This window comes from Pseudomonas sp. S3(2024) (assembly GCF_036861315.1).
GTDB classification, from domain to species: Bacteria; Pseudomonadota; Gammaproteobacteria; order Pseudomonadales; family Pseudomonadaceae; genus Aquipseudomonas; species Aquipseudomonas putida_A.
Genome location: NZ_JAZAQQ010000009.1, coordinates 232,769 through 247,410 on the forward strand (window position 1 = coordinate 232,769; position 14,642 = coordinate 247,410).

Sequence of the window (14,642 nt, forward strand, 5' to 3'; positions counted from 1 at the left end):
TCAGTGCAGAAATCACTCGCCACAAAGACTTTCGATTGTGCAAAAAAAACCGCCCTTTCGGGCGGCTAAAGTACTTCGACCATGATTCAGAAGCTTTGACTGAAGCTGATGTTGAACGCGCTGTCGTTGTTGTCGCTCGACACCTGGCCTGAGTAGCCGATGCCCAGCTTGCCGGTCGGGGTGACCTGGAAGTCGATGCCGGCTTCGAGCAATGCGCTGTCCTTGGCGATGGGTACGCCCTGGGTGCTGAACGAGGCGCCGCCGTCGATGAAGGTCAGGTCGGCGTCAGGTTTGGTGTCGCCGTAGGCATGCCGCCAGCCGATGGCCGCGCGTGGCGTCAGTTGGCTGCCGTTGGCCAGGGTCACCAACTTGCCGATGCGCACACCGAGGGTCGAGTAAGTGATGTCCTGATCGGCGTCGGCCTTCAGGCGCCCCACTCCCCCTTTTTCCTTGCCGGTGTCGCTGTCGTAGTTGACGTAGGCCAGCCCGGCGAACGGTTCGATGGCAACGCCTGCTGCGCTGATCGCGTAACCCACTTCACCGAACACCTGCGCACTGCGCGCGTCGTAATCGGCCTTCAGGCGATCGTTGTAAGTACCGACGCTGACATCGCGTTTGGTCTCGATGCTGTGCCAGCTGTAAGCCGCGCCGAGGCGCACTGCCAGTGCATCGAATTGCGAGTTCAGATAACCGGCCAGGTGGTAGCTGTCGACCTTGGCATCCGAGTTGCGATCATGCGCGTTGAGGTTGCTGCGGGTGTAGCCGGCCGCCATCCCGGCACGCCAGGTGTCATCCAGCGCCTTGTCGGTGCCGAGCATGAAACCGCCAAGGTTGCGATCGACTTTTGCCGTGTTGCTGTCGCCGCCCATGTCGCCCCAGGCACCGATAGCCCGGATCCAGCCGACCATTTCCCCATGGCAGCCGTTGCTGCTCAGTTGCGTGTCGCTCGGGGCCAGGGTTCTGCGTGGATCATCCGCAGCGCTGCACGACGGCTGGCGCATACGGTCATTGACCGCCTCACGGATGAAGCGCGAGTCCTCAAGCATGGCGCTGGCAGTGCTGGCGTGGATTTCCCCGGAGAGGCTGTCGAACGCATTGCGTGCACCGGCCACGCTGAGGTTGACGATCTGGTTCTGCAACGCCGCGCCAGCCGCCCCGTTATTGGACAGTGCCGTGGCGGTGCCGCGCTGGTTGCCCGTGGCAGCGACGTCGGCGAACGAGTTGCCGTTGCGGCTCACGGCCAGGGTGACCGAGTCGGCACCGTAGATCAGCGAGCTGTTAAGGAACGCGTACTGCGGCAGATCGGTGGCACTGAAGGTGCCGGTCACCCCACCGCCCGCAGTGATCAGCGAGTAAGTGGTGTTGCCGGTGAACGGCGCCAGGCTGTTGACCACCAGACCGCCGCCCAATGCCGCCGTACCACCCACCGCCAGTGGCGTGGCGGTTGGCGAGCTGACGGTCAGCGCCAGTACACCATCGCTGCTGTTGGTCAGGTTGCCGGCCACGCTCAAGGTGCCGTCAGCGCCACCGGAAGCCACCACACCGTGGTTGACCACCGAACCGACGCTGCCGTTACCGCTCAGGCCTGCGCCGTTGGCGACCGTGACTTGTGCGCCCAGCGAAGCCCGGGCCGCACGGCTGCCGACTTGCAGCAGGCCTTGATCGACGGAAACCGTACCGCTGAACGGTTGATTGCCGACCATCAACAGGCGACTCACGCCGCGTTTGAACAGCGCGCCGGTGCCGTTGAGCACACCGTTGAACCGGCCATCGGTGTTTTGCTGGAACACCAGTGTGGCGTTGTCGGTGATGTTGCCTTGCAGGCTCGTGGTGCTACCGATCAGCGTACCGCCACTGACGGTGGTGCCACCGCTGTAGGTGTTGGCGCCAGTCAGTACAAGGGTGCCGGAATCGAGTTTCTCGATACCGCCGGTGCCGATCAGCGGCACGTCGATTTCAGCACTGGCCCCGGAATTGACCCGCACCGGCGCCAGGCTGCCGTCGGCACCGTTGACCGGTGTCAGCGTACCGCCAGCCCCCGGCACCAGGCTGTAACCTGCGGAGAGGAACTGCAGGCCAGTGAAGTTCTGATTGCCCTGCACAGTGACGGTACCTGCCTGGCCACCGAACACCGCGAACTGACCATTGGACGCCAGCGCCTGCGTGCCGCTCGGATCGGTCCAGTTGGTGCCCGGGCCCCACACGCCACTGCCGCCACCGATACTGCCGTCAGGATTGGTGGTGTCGCCGTTCCAGAACTGCACTTCACCCGGACTGCCCTGCACCAGCAGGTTGACCTGATTGGCGATCGCGGTTTGCAGGGTCAGGTTGGCCGCCGATACCGGCAGGCTGCCGTAGACCAGACCGTTGTCGGTCAGGCTGCCACCGTAGCGGAACAGTTGATAGACCCCGGTGCCGAAACCGCCGGCGTTGCTGATATTCAGCGTGCCGTCGAGGGTCAGGTTACCGGCGACGTTGACCACCGTGGTGGAGCTGGCGGCCGAGCCGAGGCTGAAGTCCAGGTTGGTGCCCGAGGACAGCGCCAGCGAGCCGACCGACAACGGTGTAGCCGTGCCGCCACCGGTCAGCGTCGCACCGCTGGCCAGTTGCACGTTGCCGCCCAGTTGTCCGCTGCCACCGACTTTCGCACCACTGGCGACGTTGACGTTGGCGCTGTTGAGCACGCCGTTGACGATCAGGTTGCCGGCCTGCACCGAGGTATCACCGGTGAAGGTGTTGTTACCGGTCAGGAGCAATTGGCCGGTGCCGGTTTTGTTCAGCGTGCCGGCGCCGGTGAGGTTGCCGGTGTAGCTGCCGTCGGCGTTCTGCGCGAAGGTCAGCGCCGCGTTGTTGACGATGGCGCCTTGCAGGCTGCTGATGTCGCCAGTGGTAGTGCCAGCGTTCAGCGTGGTGCCGCCGCTGTAGGTATTGGCACCACTCAGCACGAGGTCAGCGCTGCCGTTTTTCACCAGACTGCCGGTACCGGTGATGGCGCCGAGCAGCGTGGTGTTCTGGTTGCCGGCCAGGGTCAGTTGCGACCCCAGATTGATCGCGTTGGCCAGTTGCAGCGCCGAGCTGCTGTCGAGGCTGCCGTTGCCGGTCACGCTCAGTGCACCGCTGCTGATTGCGCTGTTGTTGCCCAGCACTAGCGTACCGCCAGCGAGCTGAGTACCACCGCTGTAAGTGTTGCTGCCGTTGAGGGTCAGGCTCGAAGCGCCAGACTTGATCAGGCTGCCCGCCCCACTGACTACACCGTCGAGGGTCAAGGCGTTGCTGCCGGCGACAGTCAGGCCACCGTTCACCACCACATCGTTGCCCAGCGTGACGGCCGCGTTGCTGTCCAGCGCGGTGCCGTCCGCAGCGGTCAACACACCGCTGCCGAGCGCTGCGTTGTTGCCCACGACGATCTTGCCGCCATTGAGCGCGGTGCCGCCGGTGTAACCGTTGGCAGCGTTGAGCACCAGCGTGCCGGTGTCGTATTTGCCGAGGGTGCCGCTGCCGTTGAGTGCCACGCCAACGGTCGCGGTGGCGTTCGGATCGACTCGCACCGTGGCGTTACCCAACGAACCGTTGACCAGATTCAGCGAACCCGCGGTGCCGTCCTGCAGGCTGTAGCCATCGGTGACGAACTGCATGCCGGTGATGGTTTGTGCGCCGTTCACGGTGACCGTGCCCGCCGTGCCTTGGAACACCGCGAAGTTGTTGGTCCAGGCCTGATTGGTGGTGCCGTTGACGTCGGTCCAGTTGGTGGTGCCGGTGCCCCAGGTGCCGCTGCCGCCATCGACCGAACCGTTGGCGACGAGTTGGTTGCCGTCCCAGAACTGCACGGTGACGCCCGGTGCAGTGACCAGCAAATTGATCTGGTTGGCCAGCGCGGTTTGCAGAGTCAGATCGCCCGGGGTGACGCTGCCCGGCACCGTGCCGATCAGCATGCCGTTGTCGGTCAGGCCGCCGGTGTAGTTGATCAACCGGTACACACCACTGCCGAAACCGCCGATGTCGCTGACGTTCAGGGTGCCGTCGAGGGTCAGGTTGCCGCCGACATTCACCAGCGCATTGCCGCCACCGGAAACCGGCGTGCCCAGTCCGACATCGAAATTGGAGTTGGCGTTGAACACCAGCGAGTTCACCGACAGGGTGCTGCCGGTGGCGCCGGCCAGATGACCGCCGTCGGCCACGGTCACCGCGCCGCCCAGCGAGCCGCCGCCCGTCAGGGTGCCGCCGCTGTTGACCAGCACACTGGCGCTGTCCAGCGAGCCGCTGACGTTCAAGGTGCCGGCGTTGACCGTGGTGTTGCCGGTCAGGCTGTTGAGGCCGGTCAGGGTCAGCGTTCCGGTGCCGAGCTTGTTCAATTCGCCGGTTCCGGTGAGGACACCGGCGAAAAGGCTGCTGGCGTTGTTGCCGCCGATGCTCAGAGTGTTGCCGCCGCCGATCAGTGCGGTGCCGCTGCCGGTCAGACTGGCGAGGCTGCCCGAGCCGCCGAGATTGAGAGTTGACGCAGCGCCGAGGTTGACCCCGGCATTGCTGCCCAGTGCCGAGTTGCCCAGTGTCGTGAGGCTGCCCGATTGCACATCAAAGGTGCCGCTGAAGGTGTTGTTGCCGGATAGCGTCAGGTCGGCCAGACCGTTTTTGGTCAGGGTGCCCGCCCCGGCGATCACACCGCCGAGGGTCAGGTTGTTGTTACCGGTCAGACCGAGGTTGGCGTTGAGGGTGATGTTGTTGGCCAGTACCAGCGGCGCGGTGGCGTCGAGACTCGAAGCACCAGCAACGGTCAGCGCACCACTGCCCAGAGAGGCGCCAGTGCCAAGGGTCAGCGTACCGGCATTCAGTGTGGTGCCACCGGTGTAAGTGTTGATGCCGTTGAGTGTCAGGTTCGAGGCGCCGTTCTTGATCAGCCCGCCCGCGCCACTGACCACGCCAGCGAGGGTCAGGTTATTGCTGCCGCTGTTGCTCAGGTTGGCGTTGAGCACCACGTTGTTGCCCAGACTCACTGCTGCGCTGCTGTCCAGCGCCGAAGCGCCGGCCACGGTCAGGTTGCCCAAGCCGAGTGCTGAGTTGCTACCGGCGGTCAGGGTGCCGGCGTTCAGGGTAGTGCCGCCGAGGAAGTTGTTGTTGCCGCTGAGGGTCAGGTTGGCTGCGCCGTTTTTGCTCAGGCTGCCGGCGCCGTTGACCGTGCCGGCCAGGGTCAGATCCGCGGTGCCGCCAATGCCGAGATTGCCGGCCAGATTCACCGCGTTGTTCACCGAAACCGCCGTGCTCGCATCCAGCGTGGTGCCGCCCGCCGCGTTCAAGGTGCCGGAACCCAGCGCCGAGTTCGACGCCAGAACCAATCCGCCAGCGTTCAGCGCCACCGGCCCGAGGAAGGCGTTGTTGCCGCCGAGGGTGAGGTTCGCCGCGCCATTCTTGATCAGGCCACCGGTGCCGCCAATTACGCCGTTGAGGGTCAGCGCATTGCTGCCGACCACGGTGAGGTTGCCGTTGAGTGTGGCGGCGTTGCCGAGGGTTACGGCGGTGTTGCTGTCCAGTTGCGTACCGGCGTTGGCGGTCAGTGTGCCGCTGCCCAGCGCGGTGTTGCTGCCGACAATGATCTTGCCGCCGTCCAGCTGCGTGCCGCCGCTGTAGGTGTTGGCGCCATTGAGCACCAGGGTACCGGCGTCGAGTTTATTGAGGATGCCGCTGCCATCGATATTCACGCCGATGGTCGCAGTAACGCCCGGATCAACCCGCAGCGCTGTGGTACCGCCAGTCCCGTTGACAGCGGTCAATTGCCCCGCCGCGCCGTTGACCAGGGTGTAACCGTCGGTGAGGAATTGCATGCCGGTGAATGCTTGCGTGCCGTTCACCGAGACAGTACCGGCGGCCCCCTGGAATACCGCGAAGTCACCGGCCCATGGCTGGTTGACCAGACCATTGGCATCGGTCCAGTTGGTGCCGACAGCATTCCACGTGCCGCTGCCGCCATCGACCACGCCGTTGGCGATGGTCTGGCTGCCGTCCCAGTAACGGATGTTGCTGTTCGGTGCCGACACTTGAATATTGATCTGATTGCCCACGCCGGTCTGCACCACCAGATCGCCAAGGCCATAGCCGACCGGCACGCTGGCGACGTCCAGACCGAGATTAGTCAGGGCACCGGTGTAGTTGAACAGGCGATACACACCGACGCCGAAACCGCCGGCATCGGTGACGTTGAGATTGCCGTCAAGGGTAAGGTTGCCGCCGATGTTCATCAGCGAACTGGTCGACGGAGTCCCCAGCGCCACATCCACGTTGCTACCGGCACCGAGGGTCAGGCCACTGGCTGACAAGGTATTGCCCGATGACAGCGCCAGATGGCCCCCGCTATTAATGTTCACTGTGCCAAGCGCCGAGCCGGTACCGGTCAGGGTACCGCCGGTGTTGACGTTGACCTGTGCACTGCCCAGCGAACCGCTCAGGTTCACGATACCGCCATCGATCGCGGTATTGCCGGTAATGCCGTTGATGCCAGTGAGGTTCAAGGTGCCGGTGCCGACTTTGGTCAGGCCACCGCTGCCACTGAGATCACCATCAAAGGTGCTGGTGACGTTGCCGCCACCGACGGTCAACGTGTTGCTGCCAGTCAGTTGCACACTGCCGCTGCCGGTCAGCGCGCCGAGGCTGGCATCGCTACCGAGATTCAGGCCGGCACCGGCACTGATGTTGACGCCAGAAGTGTTGCCCAGTGCGTTGGTGTTGAGGGTAGTGACGCTGCCGGAGACGATGTTCACGGCGCCGGTAAAGGTGTTGTTGCCGGCCAGAGTCAGGTCCGACAGGCCGTTTTTGGTCAGGCTGCCGGCGCCGTCGATGATGCCGTTGAGGCTCAGGTCGTTATTGCCGGCCACCGTCAGCCCGGCGTTGAGGGTGATCGCGTTGCCGATGCCGAACGAGGCGCTGTTATCGAGAGTCGCCGCGCCGCCGACGGTCAAGCCACCACTACCCAGACCGTTGGCATTGCCCAGGGTCAGGGTACCGGCGTTGAGGGTGGTGCCGCCGCTGAAGGTGTTGTTGCCGTTGAGTGTCAGATTCGCTGCGCCATTCTTGATCAATTGGCCGCTGCCGCTGGTGACGCCACCGAGGGTCAGATTCTGCGTGCCGCCGACGGTCAATCCAGCGTTGAGAGTGACGCCGTTATTGAGGCTGACCAGCGGTGAATTGCTGTCCAGTGTGGCAGCACCCGCGACAGTCAAAGCGCCGGAACCCAGCGCCGAACTGTTGCCGACGGTCAGCGTACCGGCGTTCAACGTGGTGCCGCCGAGGTAGTTGTTGGCCGCATTGAGAATCAGATTGGCCGCGCCGTCTTTCACCAGACTGCCGGCGCCGCTGACCAGACCGGTCAAGGTCAGATCTGCCGTGCCACCGATATTCAAGGCTCCCGCCAGGCCCACTGCGTTGTTCAGGCTGACGGCGGTGTTGGCGTCCAGCGTGGTATTGGCCGCCGCATTCAGCGTACCGACGCCCAGCGCGGTGTTGCTGCCGACAATCAGCTTGCCGGTGTTCAGTGCAGTGTTGCCGAAATAGGTGTTGGCGCCGTTGAGGGTCAGGTCGGCCGCGCCGTTCTTGGTCAGCCCACCGATGCCGGCGACCACCCCGCCGAGGGTCAGCGCATTGCTGCCGCCGACAGTCAGCGTGCCGCCGAGGTTGACGTTGTTGGCCAGGGTCGCCGCCGTGCTTGCATCCAGCGTGGTGCCGTTCGACGCGTTCAGTGCGCCCGTACCCAGAGCGGTGTTGGAGCCGACCACCAGCGAACCGGCATTCAGCGCCGTGGTGCCGGTGTAGGTGTTGTTGCCGGTCATGGTCAGGCTCGATGCGCCGGTCTTGATCAGGCCGTTCGCGCCACTGATTACCCCGCCGAGGGTCAGCGCGTTGGCGCCGCCTGCGGTGAGGTTGGCATTGAGAATCACGTTGTTGTTCAGGGTCACGGCGGAACTGCTGTTGAGGGTGCCCGCGCCTTCCACCGACAAGGCGCCGGTGCCCAGTGCCGCACCATTGCCGACGGTCAGGCTGCCGGCATTCAGGGTGGTGCCGCCGCTGTAGGTATTGGTGCCGTTGAGGGTGAGATTGGCGGCGCCGTTTTTCACCAGTTGGCTGGTACCGCTGATCCCGCCACCGAGGGTCAGCGCGTTGCTGCCGCCAATCCCCAGACTGTTATTGAGAATGACGTTGTTGTTCAGTGTCACCGCCGCATTGCTGTCGAGCGTCGCCACGCCGCCGACGGTGATGTTGCCGCTGCCGAGCGCCGCATTCGCGCCGGCCGTAATGGTGCCGGCGTTCAACGCGACGGCACCGAGGAAAGTATTGGCGCCATTGAGAATCAGATTGGCCGCGCCGTTCTTGGTCAGCCCGCCGCTGCCGCTGACGATGCCGCCGAGGGTCAGGTTGGCGCTGCCGCCGATGTTCAGGTTGCCGCCGAGGCTGACCGCGTTGGTCAGCGCCACCGCTGTGCTGGCATCAAGGGTGGTACCTGCTGCCGTGGTCAATGCGCCCGCGCCCAGCGCGGTGTTGGAGCCGACAATCAGCGTGCCAGCATTCAGCGCGGTGCCGCCGGAGAAAGTGTTATTGCCGCTGAGGCTGAGGCTCGCAGTGCCGTTCTTGATCAGATTGCCGGCGCCGCTGACGACCCCGCTCAGGCCCAGTGCCTGGGTGCCGCCAATGGTCAGATCCGCCGCCAGCGCGACAGCGTTGGCCAGGGTCACCGCCGTGGTCGCATCCAGCGTGGTGCCGGCCGCGGCGTTCAACGCGCCAGTCCCCAGTGCGGTGTTGCTGCCGACGAACAGGCTGCCGGCGTTGAGAAGCGTGTTGCCGGCGTTGGTATTGTTCCCCGTCAGGGTCAGGCTGGCGGTACCGGATTTGGTAATCCCGCCAGTACCGGACAAGACGCCGCCCAGGGTCAGGGCATTGCTGCCGAGCACGTTGAGCGCGCCGGTCATGGCGATGTTGTTGGCCAAGGTAACGTTGGCGGTGCTATCGAGACTGGTGCCGGCAGCGGTGTTCAGCGCGCCGCTACCCAGCGAGTTGTTGTTGGTCACCAGCAGGCTGCCGGCGCTCAAAGTGGTAGTGCCGGTATAGCCGCTGTTGGCGCCACTGAGGGTCAGGCTGCCGGTGCCGGTCTTGGTCAAACCGCTGTTGCCTGTGATCAAGCCGCCGAGGGTCAGAGCGCCGGTGCCGCCGGCCGTCAATGTGCCGCCGAGGCTGATGGCGTTGTTCAGGTTGATCGTGCCGGGCGCGCTCAAGGTGGTCGCGCCGGTGACGTTGACGGTACCGGTGCTCAGCGCCAGATTGTTGCCCAACTGCACGGTGCCGCCGTTGAGTGTGGTGTTGCCCAGATAGGTGTTGGCAGCGCTGAGGCTCAGTTGCCCGGAACCGACTTTGCTCAGGCCGCCGCTGCCGGAAATCACCCCGCTCAGGGTGGTGGCGTTGGTGCCCTGCACGGTCACACCACCGGCGCCGAGAGAGATCAGATTGCTGAGATTCAACCCGGCGTTGCTGGCCTGGAGGATCCCGCCGTTGGAGGTGAGCACCCCGCTGCCGAACGTGGCGTTGTTGTTGAACTGGGCGACACCGCCATTGAGCGTGGTCGCGCCGCTGACCAGTGGCCCTTGCAAGGTCCAGGTGCCGCTGTTGATGGTCAGGTTGTTGAAGTTGACGTAAGTGGCGCTCGACGCCGTGCCGACCCCGGTGGTGCCGCCGCCGACACCGCTCGGGTTTTGCAGAATCAGGCTGTTGGTACCGCCCGCGCCGCCATCGACAGTGCCGGTCGGGGCGAAGGTCAGGTTGATGCCGATCAGTCCGCCGAGGCCGACGCTGACCTGCACGCCGTCACCGACCTGCACCGAAGAGCCCGTCACCGCCGTAAAGGTGTTGGTGCTGCTCGCGCCCATCGACACGCCGCCGGTGATCGCACCGGCGTTAGTGAAGGTGTTGCCCGCCGCCGAGGTCTCGAAGGCGATCCGGCCGTTGATCACGCCGGTGCTGCTGTTGGTCATGTTGACCTGCGAGCCGCCGTACACACCGACCACCGGGGTGTCGGCCAAGGTGATGCCACCGACCGAGAGTCCGGTCGAGGTGATGGTGCCGTTGTTGGTGATGCTGGTAGTGCCGGCCGCAGCGTTGTTCACCGCGATGCCCAGGCCGTCAACGCTGGTCAGGTTGAGCCCGAGCAACATGCCGGTACCGCGAATGATCCCGCTGGCATTGTTGAGCACGCTGACCGTACTGGTCGCGCCCGTACCGATGAAGGCACCGCCGCTCAACACCGAGACCAGCCCGAGCAGCGCCGGGTCGATCGTCCCGGAGTTGTTCAGGCTGATGTTGACCCCGGTCAGGTCCATCACATGGCCGCCGAGCGTCGCGTTCATCTGCGCCCCGGAGTTGACGTTGACCGTCAGACCGTTGGTGGCACTGGCGAAATTGTTGAGAAACAGCGGCAGACTCGGCACGCCGGTACAGGTCACGGTGGAACCCGCCGTGGAGCATGTGGCCAGTGCCGGTGCACTGACGCCGCCGAACAACAGCCCGGCAACGCTCAGGTGCACAGCAAGGGAAAGTGGGGAAAAACGCGAAACGAGGGCGACACCAAACCTTGCTTCCACGGGCTACTCCTTGTCGTGGCCAAATTCTTCCTTGAAGGCGTGGGAGAGGTGCTTATTCCACACGCGAATCAAGACTGCGACGGTCATCACAAAACCGCGTCTTGGCTGACAAGCTAGTAGACGCCCCGCGATGGGGCACTGATTAAATGGTGTTAATACTTTAATACTAGAACCGTCTAGAACGCGGGTTTCGGCCAGTAAACACTGGGTTTGGCGACACCTGACTAACCCTGTGGTGTATCTGTGAAGGGTGTGTCAGCTGACCCGACGCTTTCGCGAGCAAGCCCGCTCCCACAGGAGAATTTCAGCGTTTAAAAGAAACTGGTACGCCTTGTGCAAACGTTTGCTACCTGCCTATAACGACTTTTTCGTAACAAAACCGTACAGACCCGCAGAACCCGGGCCTCGATCCGCAAAAAAAGGACTTTGAATGCACGTTGCTTCCCTTCTTCGCGCCCCGTTTGCGCGCACGTTTGCTGTTTCCCTGCTACTGACCGGCGTTACCGGAGTTCTCAGCCACAGCGCATTGGCGCAACCGGCGCTGCCCGACGAGTCCGCCCAGGGTGAAGCCCTCAGCCCGGAAGCTGCCCCGCCGAAAAAAGGCGCGTATCTGTCGGACTGGTATAATCAGGACCTGACGCTGATCGGCAGCAAGGACATCAGCTTCGGGCCGCAACCGGCCGACGATATCTACCTGGAATACGAGTACTTCGGGCGCAAGGGTCCGTTCGAGCTGTACGGCTACGTCGACATTCCGAAGATCTTCAACATCGGCAACAGCCACGACAAAGGCGTGTGGGATCACGGCTCACCGGTGTTCATGGAACACGAGCCGCGCATCTCTATCGACTACCTCGCCGGCCGCAGCCTGGCCATCGGCCCGTTCAAGGAATGGTACGTGGCGTTCGACTGGATCTACGATCACGGCAGCCGCAAGGAGAACCGCGCCAACACCCTGTACAGCGGCTTCGGCACCGACATCGACACCCATTCGCGGGTCAACCTGTCGGCCAACCTGTACGGGCGCTACCAGTGGGAAAACTACGGCGCGAGCAATGAGTATTCATGGGACGGCTACCGCGCGCAGCTCAAGTACATCGTGCCCATCGACAAATTCAGCAACGGCGCGTCGCTGACCTACATCGGTTTCACCAACTTCGATTTCGGCTCGGACATTCACAAGGACAATCCGGCGCGCACCGCCAATGCCACGGTGGCGACCAACGTGTTGCTGTATTCGTTCACCCACTTGCGTTTCACCCTGGTCGGCCGTTACTTCCACAACGGCGGCAACTGGGAAGACGGCAGCGAGCTGAACTTTGGCGACGGTAATTTCCGCGCGCGCTCCAACGGTTGGGGTTACTACGCCGGCATCGGCTACCAGTTCTGAAATCAGGAGACTCTCATGCAAGCAACGACGCGTCTGACCCTGGCCGCTGCGGCCCTGCTCTCTTCCACGGCGTGGGCGGCTGAAGCGCCGATCCAGCCGAAAGTCGTACTGATCACCATGTTCGCCCCCGAGGCACAGCACTGGATCGAGCGCCTCGATCTCAAGCAGGAAGTCCGCGTACCGGGCCTGTCCGCCGAGTACCCGACCATCCGCTGCAACGCGCAACAGGTGTGCCTGCTGACCACCGGCATGGGCCAGACCAATGCCGCCGCCTCGACCCTGGCACTGGCCCTGTCGCCAAAATTCGACCTGCGCAAAAGCTGGTTTCTGATCGCCGGGATCGCCGGCATCAGCCCGAAACACGGGACCATCGGCACCGCTGCGTGGGCGCATTACCTGGTGGAATTCGGCACGCAATGGGAGCTGGATTCGCGCGATGCGCCGGCGAGCTGGCCGACTGGCTACCTGGGCATCAACACCAAGGGTCCGAACGAAAAACCGCCGCTGGACTACAAGACCGAAGTCTTCGAACTCAACCCGACACTGCAGGCCAAAGCCTTCGCCCTGAGCCACAAGGTCGAGTTGAGCGAGAGCAAGGAATCAGCAGCGTGGCGTCGCAAATACCCTTCGGCCCCGGCCAATCAGCCGCCAGTGGTTACGCGCTGCGACACGCTGGCGGGCAACACCTGGTTCTCCGGTACACGCCTGAGCGAACGCGCCGAGGTCTGGACCAAACTGCTGACCGATAACAAGGGTGAATACTGCACCACACAACAGGAAGACAACTCCACCTATGAAGCGCTGCTGCGTGCCAGTCGCGAAGGTCTGGTGGATGTGCAGCGTCTGGCCGTGGTGCGTGCCGGCTCTGACTTTGATCGGCCGGCACCGGGCGGCAGTGAAGTGGATAATCTGCTCAAGTACGCCGATCAGGGCGGCTTCGTGCCGGCGCTGGAAAACCTCTATCGCGCCGGCAATCCGCTGGTGCAGGACATTCTCAAAAACTGGTCGGCGTGGGAAAACGGCGTCCCGCAATCCTGAGTACAACACGGTAAAAATGTGGGAGCGGGCTTGCTCGCGAATGCGGTGTATCAGCCAATACTTGCTTCGCTGACACACCGCTTTCGCGAGCAAGCCCGCTCCCACAGTTGTTTTGCGGTGTCAGGGAATAAGGATAATCTTGTCGCCACTGCCCTGATTCACCTGCGCGTAGCTGTCCAACCCCTCCGCCAATGGCACCTGCACCAACCCCTGCGGCAACGGCAACAGATCCTCATCAAAGAACCGCCCAAACTGCTCGAGCATCACCGCACAGGCTTNGTCGCCACTGCCCTGATTCACCTGCGCGTAGCTGTCCAACCCCTCCGCCAATGGCACCTGCACCAACCCCTGCGGCAACGGCAACAGATCCTCATCAAAGAACCGCCCAAACTGCTCGAGCATCACCGCACAGGCTTGCACGCCGTACAGCAGCGAGTTGATCCCGACCACCGAACCGCCCTTGCGGTACAACGCCAATGCCGGCAATTGCACATGGCCGTCGACCGGTGCGGCGATGATCGCGATGCGCCCGAAGGCTGCCAATGCCGCGACCGAGGCCGGCAGCCAGAAGCCGGTGGTGTCGAAGATCACGTCGGCGCCGCCGCTGTACACCGCGTTGACCTGCGCGCCGAGGTCTTCGGGTTTATCCAGCTGAATCGTCTGGAAGCCCTGCGCCTGCAACTCCTTGACCTGCTCCGGCCGCCGCGCCGCTGCCAGTATCTGCGCACCGCGCACCTTGGCCAACGCCAATGCCGCCGTGGCCACCGCGCCGCCACCGATCACCAGCAAACGGGTTTCAGCCGTCACCAAGCTACGCTCCAGCGCATCCCACGCCGTGGTGTACGGCACGCCGAGGCTGGCCGCCTGGGCGAAACTCAAGTGCGACGGTTTGTGCGCCACACCATTGGCCGGCAGTTTGACGAACTGCGCGTGCGAGCCATCGGCGAAAAAGCCCAGCTCGCGCCCGGTGCCCCAGACTTCCTGACCGAGCAACGCCTGCGGCCCCTCGACCACGACACCGGCGAAATCGCGCCCGGGAATCCGTGGCAACGTGGTGTACGGAAATCGCCCGAGCACGTTCTTCACATCACTGGGGTTCAGACCGGCCGCCTTGATCTCGACCAGCACTTCACCAGCACTCGGTACGGGTGTGGCGACATCGGCGAAGCGCAGGGAGGACAGATCGCCGGTTTTATCGAATTGCAGTGCTTTCATGAGGACATCCACCAAAGGGAAAAAAAGGACATTCAGGACAACCAACCGGCGACCAGTTGCCGGCCCATTGGCCACAGCTGCTCACCCGCGAGCATGCCCAGCAGCCCCACCAGCGCGATGGCCGGAGGTGCCGGGGAACGGAAGTCCAGTGCGCCATAGAGCAGGCCGACACCCAGACCGATGGCCAGCGAAATCAGGTAGTTCATGGAGGAAACTCCGCCGCGTGAAAGGAATGGGCAAAGTCTAGGGAAGGATCGGCAGAGGTGTCGGCCAAGGACTTCTGAATTTCGGCCAATTCCCGCGTTCTCTGCCATCCCCTGTGGAAGCGGGCTTGCTCGCGAAGGCGGCGGGTCAGTCACTTTATGCTTCACATACAAACCGCTTTCGCG

General features: G+C 63.7%; 5 protein-coding genes. 2 read left to right on the forward strand and 3 right to left on the reverse strand.

Going from position 1 to position 14,642, the window contains the following annotated elements; genetic code table 11:
- Positions 1-86: 86 nt before the first annotated feature.
- The gene (locus VLA07_RS22360) at positions 87-10,610 is read right to left on the reverse strand and encodes an autotransporter-associated beta strand repeat-containing protein (protein ID WP_333991387.1); all 10,524 of its coding nucleotides are present in this window, start codon (positions 10,608-10,610) and stop codon (positions 87-89) included.
- A gap of 430 nt (positions 10,611-11,040) precedes the next feature.
- Between VLA07_RS22360 and VLA07_RS22365 the strand changes: the two genes are divergently transcribed.
- Positions 11,041-12,000 (forward strand): nucleoside-specific channel-forming protein Tsx, encoded by a 960-nt coding sequence (locus tag VLA07_RS22365; protein ID WP_096797785.1) that lies wholly within the window; start codon positions 11,041-11,043, stop codon positions 11,998-12,000.
- 15 nt (positions 12,001-12,015) lie between these two features.
- A complete protein-coding gene (locus tag VLA07_RS22370) occupies positions 12,016-13,038 on the forward strand; it encodes a purine-nucleoside phosphorylase (RefSeq protein WP_333991389.1) in 1,023 nt (340 codons plus the stop codon).
- A gap of 120 nt (positions 13,039-13,158) precedes the next feature.
- Here VLA07_RS22370 and VLA07_RS22375 read toward each other — a convergent pair whose 3' ends face one another.
- Complete coding sequence (locus VLA07_RS22375) at positions 13,159-14,253, reverse strand: quinone oxidoreductase family protein (RefSeq protein ID WP_442969555.1); 1,095 nt, start codon at positions 14,251-14,253, stop codon at positions 13,159-13,161.
- Between the two features lie 32 nt (positions 14,254-14,285).
- The gene (locus tag VLA07_RS22380) at positions 14,286-14,459 is read right to left on the reverse strand and encodes a DUF1427 family protein (protein ID WP_007969534.1); all 174 of its coding nucleotides are present in this window, start codon (positions 14,457-14,459) and stop codon (positions 14,286-14,288) included.
- Between the last annotated feature and the right edge of the window lie 183 nt (positions 14,460-14,642).

Bases quoted from the DNA above. Each gene is read 5' to 3' on its own strand.
- VLA07_RS22365 (WP_096797785.1), top strand. From the start codon at position 11,041: ATGCACGTTGCTTCCCTTCTTCGCGCCCCGTTTGCGCGCACGTTTGCT.
- VLA07_RS22370 (WP_333991389.1), top strand. From the start codon at position 12,016: ATGCAAGCAACGACGCGTCTGACCCTGGCCGCTGCGGCCCTGCTCTCT.
- VLA07_RS22380 (WP_007969534.1), bottom strand. From the start codon at position 14,459: ATGAACTACCTGATTTCGCTGGCCATCGGTCTGGGTGTCGGCCTGCTC.